This is a genomic window from Marinomonas phaeophyticola (assembly GCF_026966905.1).
GTDB lineage: Bacteria > Pseudomonadota > Gammaproteobacteria > Pseudomonadales > Marinomonadaceae > Marinomonas > Marinomonas phaeophyticola.
The window spans coordinates 1-17,893 of the sequence record NZ_JAPUBN010000021.1 but is presented as its reverse complement, the minus strand read 5'-3'; the positions used below and the strand labels follow the sequence as shown (position 1 = coordinate 17,893).

Here is a 17,893-nt window from a genome sequence, read left to right as displayed (position 1 = left end):
ACAAAGCCCCATATTAATCGATGCTTTACGTTATTAACCCCGTTAATAGATAAGCCTAACTACTCACTTCCATAACGATTAGTAAAGCGGTTAGGCTAGCGTGTTATTCTTCAACCAAAACAATCACTAATTCTTTAGGCCCATGCACCCCATAAGCCAAAGTTTGTTCAATATCTGCTGTTTTTGAAGGACCTGATATAAGCAGCGCATTCGTCGGCATACCTTCAGACCAGTTATGATGGTGCATAAAATGCCAAAAAGTTGGTTGCATCTGAGACTCATACAAAATAGCAATGTGAATTGGCGGTACTAAAGACATCAGGCGTGGCTCTGAAACGCTGGGCCATAACACTAATGTACCCGTTTCTGCGATACCACCTAGTGTCGAAGTAATAGCGGCATCTATATCGTTAAATAACGCTTCTTTCCAGCTTTCAATGGCCTTGTCATAAATTCTCACCTCATCCAGTAATCCACTAAAAGACGCTTTATAAGGGCTTTCTGGTGACAGTAACAGAGTCTTAATCGCTTTTGCTTCAATAATAGCATTAAGCCTACTTTCAAGCTCTTCTTGAGGGACTCGAATCACCTCCCCTTTCACCTTAGCCATCATGTTTTCAAATTGCTGACTTAGTTGAGCATTACTTTTCCTCTCCCTTTGCATCACTTGAAAACCGGGTCTATCAGGAATCACATCCCCATCTCCTATTCGCTTCAATGAAGACTGCTGTAATTTATCTAAAATAGCCTGTCTAGCATTCATCGTAATGCCCCTTTCTTAAGTCTATCTGTGCGTGCTTTCATTTGTTGATGAAACGATTTTTTCGCCATTTTAGGCAGGGTTCTCTTGTTCGTCCAAGGCGCTAATTTACTAGGCTGTAAAAAATGTAATTTCGTCAGCATGGATGTCATAATGTGATAGCGAGTCCCTCTTTGATGCCACCAACGCCACATTGACCACAAAACGGGCTCCATACCATGTCGTTTAATGCCTGCGCCCTTTATATAGCTGTCCTGGGGATTTGGATGATTTGCCTCTTCTCTTAAACGAACCAATAAATCCGGAATAGGGATTTTCACAGGACAAACTTCAGCACACGCTCCACATAGACTCGAAGCCGTCGGCAAAGATTGGGTGTCATCCAGCCCTTCTAAATGAGGCATTAAAATTTTGCCGATAGGTCCAGGGTAAGTAAACCCATATGCATGACCGCCAATGCGAGTATACACAGGACAATGATTCATACAGGCGGCACAACGAATACAGCGTAATGTATCCAGCAATTCATCATCTTGATACATTTGAGTGCGTCCATGATCCAATAAAACGAGGTGAACCGTTTCAGGCCCATCAAGCTCATTCTCCTTTCGAGGCCCCGAGATCATATTAAAATAGGTTGTAATAGGCTGACCCGTAGCACTGCGCGTTAACAAACTTAACAATGGCGCCGTGTCTTCCAGCTTTTCAACTACCTTTTCAATACCCATGATGGCGATGTGAGTTTTTGGAACCGTTGTCGTCAGACGGCCATTGCCTTCATTTTCTACGAGGCATAAGGTGCCTGTCTCAGCCACGGCAAAGTTCACTCCAGATAATCCGATATCCGCTTCCATGAAATTTTTACGTAATTGTTGCCTTGCCTGCTCCGTCATATAGAGTGCATCTTCTTTGCGCTCTATCCCTGTTTTTTCATGCAATAAATCAGCAATCTCAGCGGTGTTTTTATGAATTGCAGGCATAACAATATGCGAAGGAGTTTCTTTCGCCAATTGAACAATGTACTCACCAAGATCGGATTCAAGGCAGGTAACACCCACCTGCTCCATTTTGTCATTCAGATGAATCTCCTCTGACACCATGGATTTACCCTTAATAATTTTTTGGGCTTTCTCTTTCAACGTGATCGATTGAATAATATCAACGGCTTCGTCAGGAGTTTGTGCCCAATGAACTTGCACGCCTCGTTGAGTTAATTTTGTTTCTAATTCAACCAATAATTCTGGCAGTTTTACTAAAGCATTTTGCCTCACTTGAGCGCCAAGGATTCGCAACGCTTCCAATTGCGTTTTGTCATCAAAAGCCAAATCTCGTTTTTCCATTAGCCCATCCATCGCAGACAGAAAGTTCGCTCTGAGTTTTTTATCCTGTATGGCCACATCACTTCGCTGTTGAAAACTTCCTGTCGTTGTACTCATACCTCTACTCCATCAGCTATCAATCCAGCTCGACGAGCCACAAAACTCAGTAAATGCTCTCCTCTTCTCAGCGTTAACGCACTCTTATCTTTTTCAGCCGCCCCTTTAATATTCATTAAACATCCGCAATCTGAGCTCAAAAAAGCATCGGCTTTAGTATTCGACAAATGCATTACCTTGTCCTTCACCATGGCGCTCGATATTTCAGAGTGTCTGACTGAAAATGCCCCTCCAAAGCCACAGCATTCGGTCACTTTTTTAGGCTCAACTAAAGCCACATTTTTCAGTTGTCCCAACAACAATTTTCCAGAATCCGTTGTTTTCATTTCTCGTCGGCTACTGCATGAAGTATGTAGCGCAATCTTAGTCCGCTCTCCCTTATCCTCTAAAGATAAGTCACAAACATGCACTAAAAAATCGGTGAGTTCGTAAATGCGCTCTGAAAAATCCAGTGCTTGTTGATGATGCTCAGTCCCTTCAAATAATCGTGGATAATGCGTTTTCATCATGCCGCCGCAGGAACCAGAGGGAACAACAATCGGATAATCTTCACCAAAAATTGACATCTGAGCCAAAGCCACCAGTCTAGCTTCTTCTTTATACCCTGAAGTATAAGCAGGTTGGCCGCAACATGTTTGATCCTGTGGAAATAAGACTTCCACACCAGCATGCTCTAATAAAACCACCCCTGACATACCAGCCTCGGGATAAAACAAATCCACCAAGCAGGTTCCAAAAACATAGACTTTTTCAGGTTTCGTCGGATAGAGCTTTAATGGCGTTGAAAGAGCATCAGTAAGCGATTCAACTAACGGCTCTTCTGGAATAAAGTGATGAACAGGCATGATGATTCCTCAAGTACGAATGCTAGTAGCTCGGCACAAAACAAACCTAAAAACGTATCGCACAAACAATAAAGTAGAGATTAATTTTTATTTTTTCAATATTGGTAATACCAGTATTACCAATATTTCCTTTATTTTAGACATGCTCTCTAGATAAAATCAACCAAAGTCTTTATATATAGGGAAAAAAGTGCAATTAGCTTGATTTTCAATTGAAAAAAATGGTCTTACCAATTAGGATTTCAGCATTCATTTTAGAAACAGGTTTTGTTATGTCTCGCTCACTTCCCTCTCAAGGAAAACTTTCTGATCTCATTACTAAAGAATTAGAAACCATGATGATAGAAGGACTGCTTAAACCAGGAGACAGACTGCCTCCTGAAAGAGAATTAGCGGAACGCTTCGATGTTTCACGCCCCTCCTTGAGAGAAGCAATCCAAAACCTCAAAGCCAAAGGCATGGTGGTCAGTCGGCAAGGTGGAGGCAATTACATCAGCGAAGATCTAGGTAGCGACTTACGTGACCCGCTTTTGCAAGCCATGTCGACCCATCCAGAATTTCGTTATGACTTACTCGAGTTTCGTGACGCCATGGAGGGCATATCTACTTACTATGCCGCCATACGCAGCACAGATGAAGATAAAGAAAAACTCACAAAATCCTATAATGATCTTATAGAGGCCAACAAGCAAAAGAACCCCGCTCTAGAAGCAAAACTCGACGCGGCCTTTCACCTCACTATAGCGGAATGCGCTCACAATGCCGTTATGCTTCATACCATGCGGGCATTATTTCAAATGTTGGCACAAAGTATCGCGGCAAATTTAGATTATTTATTTCAGCACTCCGAAGCCCGTGGCAAAGTAATGGAACAGCATACCGCCATTTATCAAGCGATTATGGACAGTGATCCTCAAGCCGCAAAAAACGCTATTCACAGTCATTTATCCTATGTTGAAGATATATTACTGGAAGTTAGCCGTTTAGAATCCCGTCGGCAAAGAGCCTTGAAGCAAGCTAATTTGCTTAGATAACAAGATTTTTTAGCCGCCAACGATCTATTAAATTAAAAAGAGTACAGTGTGAATATTCTCGTAATCGGCTATGTATGGCCAGAACCAAACTCCTCTGCGGCCGGTAGCCGTATGATGCAATTATTAACCAGTTACCGAAACCAAAACTGGACAGTCACGTTTGCGAGTCCAGCACAACAAACAGATCATATGGCAAATTTAGAAGCGCTGAAAATCCAGTCCGTTGCCATTGAGTTGAATAACAGCAGCTTCGATGAATTTATTCAACAGCTGAGCCCTGATCTGGTCATGTTTGATCGTTTTATGATGGAGGAGCAATTTGGTTGGCGAGTCGAAAAACACTGCCCTAATGCATTGCGTTTGCTTAATACGGAAGACTTACATAGCCTGCGCCAAGCAAGACATCAAGCCATCAAACAAGATAAAACCTTCAATATCTTAGATATGCATAATGAACATACGGTTAGAGAAGTCGCCGCTATTTTCCGTAGCGACCTTACTTTGATGATTTCAGAAAAAGAAGTAGCACTCTTAAAAACACACTTTAACGTTCCTGCAGCGCAACTGTACTCTTTGCCCTTTATGCTAACCATAGCAAGCGAAGCGGAGTCTCAACAAAGCCCTTCCTTTCATGCAAGACAGCATTTTATCAGCATTGGCAACTTTCGCCACGCACCTAACTGGGATGCGGTGTTACAACTAAAAACTGAAATTTGGCCTCTCATCCGTAAAGCACTCCCTCAAGCTGAAATGCATATATACGGTGCTTACCCTCCACCTAAAGCCACCCAACTGCACAATCCTAAACAGGGATTTCATATTAAAGGTTGGGCTGAAAACGCAAAAGAGGTTATGCAACAGGCAAGAGTACTGCTGGCTCCACTTCGATTTGGTGCCGGTATTAAAGGCAAATTAGTGGAAGCCATGGAAACGGGGACCCCTAGCATCACTACCGCTATAGGAGCAGAAGCCATGCATGGAAGCCTTCCTTGGAATGGGGTGATTGTAGACGATCCAACCGAGTTTGCTGAAGCGGCCATTAATCTGTATCAAGATGAAAACCAGTGGCAATGTTTTCAGAAAAATGGTGAACGAATACTTAGAGAAAAATACGATAAAGATCTTCTTGAAGCGCCTTTTATCAAACACATAATTCAGCATCAAAAAGCCCTATCAGACATCAGGAGTCAGAATTTCATGAGTATGATGCTTAGACATCATAGCCTAAAGAGTACGCAATATATGTCACAATGGATTGAAGCTAAAAACAAGAAAGAAGCCTAACGAATCCTTCAAAATCAAACAGGTAACGCTCTACTAGCCGCACCTGTTTACCCTATTGTTTATCGAATATAAACCATCGAATACACCTCTCTCATAGTGCGTCACAAACGCCAATACCAACAACTATCACAAGATAGGTTAGTTTTATTCAGCTATCAGTACAATATTAGTCGTTTGTCTTTCTGACTCTAGATTCCTATTATAGCGTTACTGAAAGAGACAACGATGACCTTAACGAAAATCTAGGAGTACTACGATGAAAACTGAAAAATCACTTACTGAATTACTAAAAAATGTTGATACAAGCTATATGTCTGAATTTGAAAAAATCGAACTTATTGCTCGTGCGGAACGTGCTGAAGCAATCAGCAATGGTATCTTCCATGTTGCTCGCTCTATCAAACAATTCGCTATCAATACGAAAAACGCGTTAACACACGTTTCAGTAAAAGGCCAACAAGCCTAAGTTCAGTAACAACCCAAAAAGAGGGGTACAGTAAGATTTTCTACTATACAAATCCGTATTAGAAATGACTTACTTTACCAACAGGGCGAATGCGCAAGAATAAAAATATCAGCGCACATCCTCCCTAATATAATGATCCTTTACCCACATATTAATTCTTCCAAACCTTTCTAACGCCACTCCCTTTAAATACCAAGCACTAACTTTAAAAAAACCATTACATTAAACTCCAACGTTAGTTTTCATTAAAATGATAATGTTGATTTCAACCATTCTATAAAACGCATCTGCCACACCAATAAAGAAACTTCCTAGCACTTTGGGACCATTCATATTCTTTATTCCAACTCACTAAAGCGTTTTTTAGGATAGGGCCATATTTATCAGCAGACAATGCCTTCATTGTGTTTGTAATACTAAAAAATAGACAAAAGACTACAGCAATTCCCACTATTAAATGGTATATATCTGCAATATAGAAAAACGGTGAATAGAGCGGTTAATTTCAATAATAACCAGCCAAAAATGAGCAGGCCGCCTATTTGACTCGTCAATATTCGCCCGAATTTCTCAGGAAAAGGTAGCTCAGTAATTGATCAATACCAATGCACCTACAGAAAAGCATGCCTAAAGAATCGATTTAATCGTACCAAAAACAGACCTAATCACACTTAGACAAAAGGTAAAGGCTAGATGAGTGAGCTCATAATTGCGGGAGAAAGCATTAAAGCGGGTGAAATCAAAAAAATTGAGTTACCCATGCCTCCCTTGTATACCGACACACGTATGTCTATACCGATATATGTTCAGCGAGGGAAAAAACCAGGTCCTTGTATTTTCGTAAGTGCCGCTATTCATGGTGACGAGCTCAATGGGATTGAAATCGTTAGTCGATTGATTAGTAATAAGTCCATTAAATCCTTACGAGGAACCTTAATCGCTGTACCAATGGTTAATGTGTACGGTGTACTGAATCAAAGCCGATACTTACCCGACCGACGCGACCTAAATCGCAGCTTTCCAGGTAGTAAAAAAGGGTCGCTTGCAGGCCGTATTGCCAATATATTTTTAACTGAAATCGTATCAAAATGCGATTACGGCATTGACTTACATACGGGCGCAATCCATCGAAGTAATTTACCGCAAATACGTGCCAATTTAGATGATCCTGTCACCTTAGAACTTGCTAAGGCCTTTGGTTTACCTGTATTACTAAATTCTGAAATACGAGAAGGATCCTTGCGTCAAGCCAGTTCGGATTTTGGCACTAAAGTACTGCTTTATGAAGCCGGTCAAGCGTTACGCTACGATGAGTTTTCCATTCAAGTTGGTGTAAAAGGCATTATCAACGTCATGCGCCAAATCGGTATGCTCAATAAACGTAAAACCAAAGGCCATTCTATTGAACCCTTTATCGCCCGCCAAAGTGGTTGGATTAGAGCCAGCGAAAGTGGCTTTGTCAATCATGTCGCCAACCTTGGAGATCATGTTGCGAAAGGAGAAGCCTTAGCCTACATAAATGACCCTTACGGAATAACGCTAGCAACGATAAACAGTCCCGCAGAAGGCATCGTCATCGGTAAGCAAAACATCCCCCTCGCCCAAGAAGGTGAAGCCATGTATCACATTGCTTACTTCAACTCTCCGGACTCAGTTGCTGAGCATGTAGAACTACTGCAAGATAATTTAATCTTAGACGAAAATAATCTAGATATGGATTAAACGGCCGCTTTATTAATAGGCGGCTACAAAATCTGAGACACCTATACGGAATGAATGGGCGTCTCGGAGTACTCCTAATATCTAGCAAAATAACATAAAAAATGCCAATTTTCAGACAACAGGTTACCCCACGCAAATTGCGGTTTGTCGAGATAAATCTCAACCTACATGAGTTTACGATCTAACGCTTTTGGCGCAACGTGTTTTGGTGAAACGCCAAAGTGTTGATGGAAACGACGGCTAAAATGGCTCAAACTGGCGTAACCGACTTCATAACTGATTTCGGTCACAGAGCAGTGCTCTTGCAGCCGTTGATAAGCACGATTCATACGTCGTTGGTGTTGATATTCTAGTGGTGTGCAGCCGAGCTGGCGTTTGAAGGAGTCATAAAATCGACTGCGGCTCATGCACGCAATTTTGGCTAACTTTTCGGCCTCCAAAGGTTGAGCTAAGTTCTGTTCTATCCAATGCAATACACTCGTGAGTCCATTCGCATCAGGAACATTAAGAGTAAAGTGCAACAAAGCATCCCGCCCATGATGCCTTAAAATTCTGGTAACTAATTCATTGACCCCAAAATCCACCAGCAAATCCCTATCCGGGTCATTCTGTATAAAATCACTGGTTAAACGATCCAATACCTGTTGTGTCGCTTGAGTGTGCAGCGTATGTAAGGGTTGGTGAGGGTCTATTACTGTACTTGCAGGTAAAGATTGAGCCAAAATATCGTTCATCCTGTCACAAATTTGCGCTACGCGTTCTTTAGAAATTTCCACCGTCAGACAGGTTGTCGGCTTGTCTATTTGCGCTTCAGGAAAATCAATAAACACCTCTTGCTCAGGCGCAAGAATAAAAGATTCATGGGGCAAAAATGAGATGTCTTTTTGAAATTCGGTATGCATAACCTTAGCCCCTGTTACCATGCCGCAATACAACAAGGAATCCGATTTCAAACTGACTTTCTGCGCTTGATCATAAGTATCGTAAATACTTAATTCAGCGTGAGGGCCAGCAAAACAAACACGATTTTCTACTAACTGCGTAGGAATACGTTTTTGTCTCAACAAAAGGTTTGCAGCAGACATCGAGTGACTCATTTTCACACCTCTTTTATCGTTTTTGTTTAGGGTGATGCAGGTAATGCTGTTTTTATAATCACTCTTAGAGCGTCTTTGGTCAACACAAATACTGGATAGTCAGACAAATATCATGGACTGACAGACAAGTCTTTCTTTACCGTTATTTATACAGTGTAGACAGAGGTTAACCTCTCAAATAAAAACAATAATGGAGAAGCGTTATGATTTATGCAAAACCAGGTACTGAAGGTAGTTTGATTTCTTTTCAAGAAGAATATGGAAATTTTATTGGTGGCGAATGGGTGGCTCCAGTGAAAGGCCAATACTTTGATAATGTCAGCCCCGTTAATGGTGAAGTATTTTGTCGCATCCCTCGTTCCACTGAAGAAGATATTAATCTCGCCTTGGATGCCGCTCATGCCGCTCGTGAAGCATGGGGAAAAACATCCGTCGCCGCTCGCTCAAACCTTTTATTAAAAATAGCTGATCGCATAGAACAGAATCTTGAAGCATTAGCCGTGGCAGAAACATGGGACAATGGTAAAGCCGTTCGCGAAACGCTTAATGCCGATATTCCATTAGCGGTAGACCATTTTAGATATTTCGCCGGTTGCCTAAGAGCTCAAGAAGGCTCAGCAGCCGAGCTAGATGAACACACAGTCGCTTACCATTTCCATGAGCCATTAGGCGTGGTTGGTCAAATTATCCCTTGGAACTTCCCTATTTTAATGGCCGCATGGAAATTAGCACCGGCCTTAGCTGGGGGGAATTGCGTTGTATTAAAACCCGCTGAACAAACGCCCGCATCCATATTAGAAATGATTAAAGTCATCCAAGATCTTCTACCAGCCGGTGTTCTGAATATTGTGAACGGTTTCGGTAAAGAAGCGGGTGAAGCCCTTGCTACCAGTAAGCGCATAGCGAAAATCGCCTTTACCGGATCAACTCCTGTTGGCGCTCATATTTTAAAATGTGCGGCTGAAAATATTATTCCTTCCACAGTTGAACTCGGCGGTAAGTCCCCTAACATCTATTTTGCAGATGTGATGCAACAAGAAAAAGAATTTGTCAGTAAATGCGTTGAAGGACTCGTACTGGCCTTTTTCAACCAAGGTGAAGTCTGTACTTGCCCATCCCGTGCTTTGGTTCATGAGTCCATCTACGACGAATTTATGGCTCTCGTGATTGAACGGACCAAAACCATCAAACGAGGCGATCCACTAGACACCGAAACGCAAGTCGGCGCTCAAGCGTCAAAACAGCAATTTGAAAAGATACTAAGCTACATTGATATTGGTAAAGAAGAAGGTGCAGAACTCTTAATTGGCGGTGAAATCGCCCAGGTCGAGGGGTTAGATGGCGGCTTCTATGTACAACCGACGCTGTTTAAAGGATCAAATGACATGCGTATTTTCCAGGAAGAAATCTTCGGTCCGGTTGTCAGTGTCACAACGTTTAAAGATGAAGCGGAAGCATTGGCCCTTGCAAACGACAGTGAATTTGGTCTGGGGGCGGGCCTTTGGACAAGAGACACTAACCTAGCCTATCGTATGGGTCGTAACTTAGAAGCCGGGCGCGTGTGGATGAATTGCTATCATCAATACCCAGCACACTCTGCTTTTGGTGGGTATAAAAAATCCGGTGTTGGCCGTGAAACCCATAAAATTGCGCTTGAGCATTATCAACAAACTAAGAATCTATTGGTTAGCTATGATATCAATCCGTTGGGATTCTTTTAGTTCAGTAACCCATAACCACTAGAATTTCAGATGGTTATAATGAACAAATAACATCCAACCAAAAGCCAAAGGTCCCCTGCCTTTGGCTTTTTTTATAACCTCAAATACCAGATTCAAATATCCTCACACAACCTGCTTTTCGCAGCTACTTTCTTTAGACATTTCTTCTGTTCTCACTTTTTATATTGATCTATCGCAATGTTTCAAATAAGGCCTAGACTTATAATTTTACCTTATAGTAAGCCCTGAAAATGATTTAGGGCTTCGGTGGGCGTGGATAATAAGAATTTCTCCAAAAAACATCTACAAGCGCCTTAATCTCAATCAAATGAATGGGTAGAAGTCATATGATTAACGAAGCTGTAGTGGAGTTATCACGGTTTCAATTTGCTCTCACTGTTTTGTACCACTTCTTGTTCGTCCCTTTGACATTAGGGTTAGCTTTCTTGCTGGCCATCATGGAATCGGTTTACGTGATTACCGGCAAGCAAGTCTACAAAGACATGGTGAAATTTTGGGGTAAATTGTTTGGTATTAACTTTGCTTTAGGAGTGACCACAGGTCTGACTATGGAGTTCCAATTCGGAACCAACTGGTCATATTATTCTCACTACGTTGGCGATATTTTTGGCGCCCCTTTAGCCATTGAAGGGTTAATGGCTTTCTTCTTAGAATCAACCTTGGTTGGTTTATTCTTCTTTGGCTGGGACCGTTTAAGTAAAGTCAAACACTTAATGGTTACATGGGGGGTCGCACTTGGCTCTAACTTATCCGCTTTATGGATTCTAATTGCCAATGGCTGGATGCAAAACCCTGTCGGTTCAGAGTTTAACTATGAAACCATGCGTATGGAGTTAGTCGATTTTGGCGCCCTCCTATTAAACCCAGTCGCTCAGGTTAAATTCGTACATACGGTTTCTGCAGGCTATACCACTGGGGCGATGTTCGTCTTGGTTATCTCTAGCTATTACCTACTCAAAGGCCGTGATCTTGCATTTGCTCGTCGCTCCTTTGCCATTGCATCGGCTTTTGGTTTGGCCTCCGTATTGAGTGTCATCATTCTAGGAGATGAATCTGGTTATGAATTAGGTGAAGTCCAAAAAGTAAAATTGGCGTCTATTGAAGCCGAGTGGGAAACACAAGCCGCTCCCGCCGATTTCACCATCATAGGTTTCCCTAATCAAGAACTTGAAGAAACGGAGTTTGCGCTCAAGATTCCGGGGTTAATGGGCATCATTGCCACGCGATCATTCGATGAAGAAGTGACTGGGATCAAAGACCTAAAAGAGCATAACCGCCAACGTATTATCAATGGCATTTATGCGAATCAATTGCTTGAAGAGTTGCGCAACGGATCAACAGACCCTCTTATTAAAGACAATTTTGAGAAAGTCAAAGGTGACCTTGGCTATGGCCTACTGGTGACGGCATTTAACGAAGATATCAACAACGTGTCTGCGGCCGATATTGATATGGCAGTCGATTATTCTATCCCTCGTGTCGCCCCCTTATTCTTTGCTTTTCGTATTATGGTTGCCTGTGGCTTTATTATGCTCGTTGTCTTTGCCGCGGCGTTTTATCAGAATGCACGTCGAAGAATAGGTAAGAACCCTCTCTTTTTAAAATTCATTATCTTGTGCTTACCCTTACCATGGATCGCCTGTGAATTAGGCTGGTTCATCGCAGAATACGGTCGTCAACCTTGGGCCATCGGTGAAATTTTACCCGTACACGTTGCCGTATCTAGCTTAACTGAAACGGAGATCTGGATCACTATTATAGGGTTCACCGCCTTGTATACAGTGTTTTTAATCGCCGAGATGTACTTGATGATTCGCTTTGCTAAACAAGGCCCATCCAGTTTGCACACAGGTCGTTATGCACTTGAACAAGAAGCCGCTCAGCTAAAGCAGGAGGTATAAGATGGATTACGAATCATTAAAAGTCATTTGGTGGGGGTTGATCGGTGTCTTACTGATCGGGTTTGCTGTTACAGACGGATTTGATATGGGCGTTGGTAGCTTACTAAAAATCATTGGTAGCACAGATTCCGAACGCCGAATCATGATCAATTCAATCGCTCCCCATTGGGACGGTAACCAGGTGTGGTTCATTACGGCTGGTGGCGCCTTATTTGCCGCTTGGCCAGTGGTGTACGCCACCTCATTTTCTGGTTTTTATTTCGCTATGATGCTGGTGTTAGCGGCCCTTTTCTTTCGACCAATCGGGTTTGATTACCGCTCTAAGTTAGAAAATTCAAAATGGCGTAATAGCTGGGACTGGGGGATAGTCTTTGGTTCGGCCGTGCCTCCGATCATTTTCGGTGTGGCGTTTGGCAATCTATTACAAGGGGTCCCTTTTGAGTTCGATCAATATTTGCGTTCCACTTATACGGGTTCTTTCTTTGGTTTACTGAACCCTTTTGGCATTCTTTGTGGTCTGATTAGCTTGATGATGCTCATGACACAAGGTGGGGCTTGGTTACAGATGAAGACCGATGATGAGTTGCATCGTAAAGCCTCTCTTGCTACTGCGGTAACGGGTTCGCTTGCAGCCGTTTTGTTCATCATTGCAGGGATGTGGCTGGCTTACGGCATCGATGGGTACGTGCTTACCAGTGTGATTGATGGTAACCAAGCCATAACTCCTTTGATGAAAACCGTCGAAATACAGTCTGGTGCCTGGCTAGCAAACTACGATAAGTACCCAGTACTGATTCTGGCTCCGGTTCTTGGCATTGCCGGCATGCTCTGTGCGGCTTTAGCTGGTTTGATGAAAAAAGGCGCACTGTCTTTCTTGGCGTCATCCCTAGGTATTATCGGTATTATTGTGACCGCTGGCGGTTCCATGTTTCCTTTCTTAATGCCTTCTTCCAGTTATCCTAGCATGAGTTTAACTATGTGGGATGCGACATCAAGCTATAACACAATGATGATTATGTTTGTCGTTGTTTGTATTTTTGTGCCCATTGTTCTGACCTATACCTTATGGAGTTACTACGTAATGTCTGGTCGTTTGAGCAAAAAACACATTGAAGATAACAGTCATTCGCTTTATTAAAAATGTAAACTATCAATACGATTAACATAAACAGGTGAGGTGCATTTCACCTCACCTTGGAGGGTAAATTATGTGGTATTTTGCTTGGATTCTAGGCATTTTATTGGCCTGTTCATTTGGCATCATTAATGCAATTTGGCTAGAGTTTAGTGGCTACGAAGGCGAAGAAGAACAGTTGTAAACGATGTCGAGACTGGAAAAAGTGCAACAGCAGACATTGAAAAAAAAGCAGGCCGCCGTGTCGAGTCGAGTTAAGACGCTGGAGGCGCTTTTTTTAGGTGAGTTAGCTAACCTTCAATCTGTAAAGTACCATTCTGCTCAAGCGGTTGGTGTCGTGTTCGCCGTGTCTTTAGTCGTTCAGGCTTGGGCACTGGCGAATGTATTTTCTGAGATGGCCTTGCATCAGTCTTTTTCCCTGTCTTATCTGGTTATTGGTTTATTGGCGCTATTAATGCGAGCCTTCGCCAATTTCGCACGAGAACGCATTTGTGCCGATGCAAGTCGCGCTATACGTTATGATTTACGTCGTAAGCTGTTGTCGCACCTGACTAAACTTGGGCCTGCCCGCTTAATAATCGACGAAGATGCGGCGCTTTCTACCCGTGTTTATGAGCAAGTCGATGCACTCGATGACTATTTTAGTCGCTATAAACCCCAGGTGTTTATGGTGGCACTCATTCCCTCAGTAATTCTATTGTCTGTAATGTCTGTTTCTTGGATCACTTTTTTTATTTTCATGCTGACGGCCCCCTTAGTCATTCTCTTTATGATTTTTGTTGGTCATAAAGCCGCGCAAGCAAACCGTCGTCAATTTAATGTGTTAGCCATGTTATCCAATCAGTTTATGGACCTGAGCCAAGGGTTAGCTGAATTAAAACGTCTTGGCCGAACCCGTGAAGCAAGAGACCGTTTATCAGACAGCGCTACGGCCTACCAAAAAACGACTATGGGTGTCTTAGCCCTGGCCTTTTTATCTACCGCCACCCTTGAGCTTTTTGCATCCTTGTCGATTGCTATGATAGCCCTTTATCTTGGCCTTGGGCTACTGGAGATCCTCCCATGGCAAGTCGGCAGTTCACCCGTCACACTCACTCAAGCTATGTTTCTTTTGTTATTGGCGCCTGAGTTTTACTTACCTTTACGACAATTAGGCAACGACTATCACGCAAAACAAAAAGCCGAAGCGGCCGCCACCGATTTGTTAGAAATAATGAACGCACCGATACAGAGTCCGCACCTTCAAACACAAAAAAAGACATCCACTACTGAAACGGAAACACAACCCCCCTCAGAAACAGCGTATTACTACGCTATCGATGGCCAAGCTCTTTTGCGCTTTAAGGACCTCAGTTGGTTTGAAGAGGGTCGCTATCGACTGGCTCCTATCAACGCACATGTATCCCAAGGTGAACGTATTTGGATAAGTGGTGAATCTGGCGTAGGGAAATCCAGCTTATTGCATCTATTACTAGGATTTGAGGAAAACTATCAAGGGCAATGCCTCATCAATGGCCAACCCTTTCGCCATCTCAACTTGAGCAATTGGCGGAAGAACCTCGCTTGGTTACCGCAAACACCAGAATGGGTCAATGGCAGTATTCGCCGTAACGTATTACTCGGGATCACACCACCGAGCGAACAAGCCATTCAGACGGCTCTAATAAAAAGCCAATGCGATGCATTTATTCAAGCACTACCTGATGGCCTCGACACTAAGTTAACAGAGTTAGGCTCGGGGCTGTCAGGTGGTCAAATGCAACGACTTTCCATTGCTCGAGCTTTATTGTCTAACGCCGATGTGTGGTTACTAGATGAACCTTGCTCTGGTCTTGATAACGAAACAGCTCAAGCGGTACTGACCACGCTAGAGCAAGCCTCAAAAGGGAAAACCTTACTGATTGTCAGTCATGACACTCACCCAATTCTCTGGGCAGACAAACATTGGGTGCTGACTAAAAGGGGGTTACATGAGTAAAAAGTTATCCCTAAAGCGACTTCTGTTGGCTAACCCTTGGTACTTTGCCATTCCTATTGTCTTAGGGGTCATCTCCAGCTTAGCGGGTGTGGCCTTGTTAGGCATTTCTGGTTGGTTTATTTCAGCAACAGGCTTAGCCACTGCCATGGGGGTAGGATTAGCCTTTAACTACTTAACGCCAGGAGCCATTGTGCGTTTAATGGCCATTTTGCGTACTGCAGGTCGTTACGGTGAACAAGTGACCGCCCATAACCATTTGCTGAGTTTATTACGCACTCTTAGACTCTGGGTTTGGGATCAGCGAGTAGCGCAGAACCCAGCAAACCTCCATCAACAAAGCCGTGGAGATTTATTACAACGTTTGGTCAGCGACCTTGATCAGATCATTCGTTGGCCCTTAGTCGTTTTTTTACCTTGGCTTTATGCACTTTTATCCTATGGAGCCGTTTCTCTTTTAGCCTATATCATTCTACCTACCTTACTCTGGCCTCTATCAATTGCCGCCCTACTCCATTTGCTACTTGTCCCTTATGTTTGTGGCCAGTTTGCCAGTCATGCTGTACACGTTGGACAGATTCTTGGTGTGCATCGTCGGAGCCGTTTTATCAGTGTTTTTTCCGCGCTGATCACCCTAACCATTCGCGGTCACTGGCAGACGTACGCTCAGCGATTAAAACAGCTTGATGAACGACAACGCCAAACCGAAATCCGTATCCAAAACGCCATCAGTTTAGGACGGCTAGGTTGCTACGGCGTCACCATAGCATTATTAGCCGTGAGCCTCTTTATGGTCGGAGAGTACCAAGCCGACACTGGCCGCTGGGGATTATTAGCAGACGTTCAAGGCACCTGGGTGGTTGGTTTTACCCTGTCTTTATTGGCCGTGAACGAACTGGTATTGCCCCTCGCTCAATCCTTTGTCGCGCAAGGTCAATCGCAAGTAGGATTACGCCGTTTAAACCAGCTGCAACCAGACCCTTCCATACAGGACAAAAAGACCATCGCCCCCATTCAACAGATGCAATTTAGAACATGGCGAGGTTTCCACGCAGCCAGTGGCATGGGAAACGCCCCGATTGATCTTGATATTCAAACGGGAGATTCTATCTGGATTGGTGGTGCCAGCGGTGCCGGTAAATCCACTCTACTCGCGGCCATGGCGGGCGATTGCTTATCATCCGGAAACGCCTTAATAAATAACCAAACCTGTGAACTGTACAACAACCCGTCTTATCAAGCGCAATTAAGTTATTTACCTCAATCACCTTATGTTTTCCAACAAAGCATTGAGGCTAATTTGCGCCTTGGCAACCCCAACGCCACAACCGAATCACTGTGGTCTGTATTAGACGCCGTTTCCCTCGGCGACTGGGCACGCGCCTTACCCAATGGGCTAAACACACTGCTAAGTTCACAAGGACGCAACCTGTCCGGCGGTCAACGAAAACGCCTCGCCCTAGCCAGACTGTTATTAAGACAAGCCCCTATTCTGCTCTTAGACGAACCTTTTGACGGCTTAGACACGCACACCATTGAAAAAATATGTGAGTCACTACAAGGGCCATACAAACCAAACATGTTACTCTTAGTCAGCCATGTCAGCAGCCCTTTAGGAAACCAATCACGCAAGATAACACTCTGATTTTTATTACATTAATCAAAAACTGTCGCGCCTTCAGGCCGACAAAACCATCTAAACCCGCCAAACTCTCTTGAAACATAAAAAAACCAACCACAGAGCCCTGTGCATAATTTCAATTACTCTGTACACCCATACAGTTTATTTTCTAGCCAGTCACAGTCTTGCGCGTTTAGCCATTTTAAAAAACTTAATTTCGCGCGTTTTGTACTAGCAAGAATTAAGAAAGTCTTTTAGTATCAATGGATAATAATATCCTCAGCAGAAATAACAGGCCGTGGATAAATGGGTAAACACGCACGCTCGTTTTTCCAGTTTTGGATTTTGTGAATAATTTTATAAAAGTCATAATATTCAATTGCTTATAAAGTTTTTCAGAGGTTTTCCAAATTGTCTAAATGAGCGTGCGCATTATTAAAAATGTTGAACTAAGCCGCTTCGCGGAGCGGTTCATTGTTTCCTTTCTAATTTTATGATTCGTTACCAAACTTAATTCTCTATTCATAATTGGAGGATTCAGTGATGACCCCATTACGTCAAAAAGTCATTGATCAGATGACATTGCAAGGCCTCTCAGCCGCCACTCAAAAATCTTATCTATATCAGCTAAAAGAAGTCGCTAAGTATTTTCATCTATCCCCTGATGTGCTCAGTGATACAGAAATTCAAAGTTATTTACTTTACCTTATTCGTGATCGTCATTGGTCATGGTCCAGTTGCCGTCAAGCCTTGCATGCGCTTAACTTTCTTTATCGTCATGTTTTGAATAAGCCGTTAGGCCAGATGGCTTTACCACATTCTAACAAGACGCAAAAAATTCCGGATTTACTGTATCCCGATGAAGTATTAAATAT

Annotated in this window: 15 protein-coding genes; 11 read left to right on the top strand and 4 right to left on the bottom strand. The window is 43.1% G+C overall.

What is annotated here, in order from left to right; genetic code table 11:
• Nucleotides 1-103 precede the first annotated feature (103 nt).
• Genes O1D97_RS17490 through O1D97_RS17480 form a run of 3 tightly spaced genes read right to left on the bottom strand, consistent with a single transcriptional unit; the run spans nt 104 to nt 3,041 of the window.
• The gene (locus O1D97_RS17490) at nt 104-763 is read right to left on the bottom strand and encodes a LutC/YkgG family protein (protein WP_269127452.1); all 660 of its coding nucleotides are present in this window, start codon (nt 761-763) and stop codon (nt 104-106) included.
• Nucleotides 760-2,196, bottom strand: coding sequence for a LutB/LldF family L-lactate oxidation iron-sulfur protein (locus O1D97_RS17485; RefSeq protein WP_269127451.1), 1,437 nt, complete (start codon nt 2,194-2,196; stop codon nt 760-762). The genes O1D97_RS17490 and O1D97_RS17485 overlap by 4 nt, the downstream gene beginning before the upstream one ends.
• Entirely contained in the window at nt 2,193-3,041 is an 849-nt protein-coding gene (locus O1D97_RS17480) for a (Fe-S)-binding protein (protein ID WP_269127450.1), read from the bottom strand. Before O1D97_RS17480 ends, O1D97_RS17485 begins: the two co-directional genes overlap by 4 nt.
• 272 nt (nt 3,042-3,313) lie before the next feature.
• On the opposite strand from O1D97_RS17480, the gene O1D97_RS17475 reads away from it, so the two are divergent.
• The 4 genes from O1D97_RS17475 to O1D97_RS17460 all read left to right on the top strand — a co-directional run bounded on the left by O1D97_RS17475 (nt 3,314) and on the right by O1D97_RS17460 (nt 7,547).
• Nucleotides 3,314-4,075, top strand: a complete 762-nt coding sequence (locus O1D97_RS17475) for an FCD domain-containing protein (RefSeq protein ID WP_269127449.1) — start codon at nt 3,314-3,316, stop codon at nt 4,073-4,075.
• A gap of 48 nt (nt 4,076-4,123) precedes the next feature.
• Complete coding sequence (locus O1D97_RS17470) at nt 4,124-5,359, top strand: glycosyltransferase (RefSeq protein WP_269127448.1); 1,236 nt, start codon at nt 4,124-4,126, stop codon at nt 5,357-5,359.
• Between the two features lie 256 nt (nt 5,360-5,615).
• Nucleotides 5,616-5,825 (top strand): hypothetical protein, encoded by a 210-nt coding sequence (locus tag O1D97_RS17465; protein WP_269127447.1) that lies wholly within the window; start codon nt 5,616-5,618, stop codon nt 5,823-5,825.
• A 693-nt stretch (nt 5,826-6,518) separates the two neighbouring features.
• The gene (locus O1D97_RS17460) at nt 6,519-7,547 is read left to right on the top strand and encodes a succinylglutamate desuccinylase/aspartoacylase family protein (RefSeq protein WP_269127446.1); all 1,029 of its coding nucleotides are present in this window, start codon (nt 6,519-6,521) and stop codon (nt 7,545-7,547) included.
• A 164-nt stretch (nt 7,548-7,711) separates the two neighbouring features.
• On the opposite strand, the gene O1D97_RS17455 is transcribed toward O1D97_RS17460, so the two are convergent.
• Entirely contained in the window at nt 7,712-8,644 is a 933-nt protein-coding gene (locus O1D97_RS17455) for a helix-turn-helix domain-containing protein (protein ID WP_269127445.1), read from the bottom strand.
• A gap of 203 nt (nt 8,645-8,847) precedes the next feature.
• Here O1D97_RS17455 and exaC point away from each other — a divergent pair, with 203 nt between their 5' ends.
• The 7 genes from exaC to O1D97_RS17420 all read left to right on the top strand — a co-directional run.
• The gene (gene exaC / locus O1D97_RS17450) at nt 8,848-10,365 is read left to right on the top strand and encodes an acetaldehyde dehydrogenase ExaC (protein WP_269127444.1); all 1,518 of its coding nucleotides are present in this window, start codon (nt 8,848-8,850) and stop codon (nt 10,363-10,365) included.
• A gap of 347 nt (nt 10,366-10,712) precedes the next feature.
• Nucleotides 10,713-12,287 carry a cytochrome ubiquinol oxidase subunit I gene (locus O1D97_RS17445; RefSeq protein WP_269127442.1) on the top strand — a complete coding sequence of 525 codons (1,575 nt, stop codon included), beginning with the start codon at nt 10,713-10,715 and terminating at the stop codon, nt 12,285-12,287.
• A gap of 1 nt (nt 12,288) precedes the next feature.
• Entirely contained in the window at nt 12,289-13,425 is a 1,137-nt protein-coding gene (gene cydB, locus O1D97_RS17440) for a cytochrome d ubiquinol oxidase subunit II (RefSeq protein ID WP_269127440.1), read from the top strand.
• A 70-nt stretch (nt 13,426-13,495) separates the two neighbouring features.
• Complete coding sequence (gene cydX, locus O1D97_RS17435; RefSeq protein WP_269127439.1) at nt 13,496-13,606, top strand: cytochrome bd-I oxidase subunit CydX; 111 nt, start codon at nt 13,496-13,498, stop codon at nt 13,604-13,606.
• A gap of 3 nt (nt 13,607-13,609) precedes the next feature.
• Nucleotides 13,610-15,400 carry a thiol reductant ABC exporter subunit CydD gene (gene cydD / locus O1D97_RS17430; RefSeq protein ID WP_269127438.1) on the top strand — a complete coding sequence of 597 codons (1,791 nt, stop codon included), beginning with the start codon at nt 13,610-13,612 and terminating at the stop codon, nt 15,398-15,400.
• Entirely contained in the window at nt 15,393-17,042 is a 1,650-nt protein-coding gene (locus O1D97_RS17425; protein ID WP_269127437.1) for an amino acid ABC transporter ATP-binding/permease protein, read from the top strand. Before cydD ends, O1D97_RS17425 begins: the two co-directional genes overlap by 8 nt.
• Nucleotides 17,043-17,561: 519 nt before the next feature.
• Nucleotides 17,562-17,893: site-specific integrase (locus O1D97_RS17420; protein ID WP_269127435.1), on the top strand; the 332-nt coding region annotated here is incomplete at its 3' end.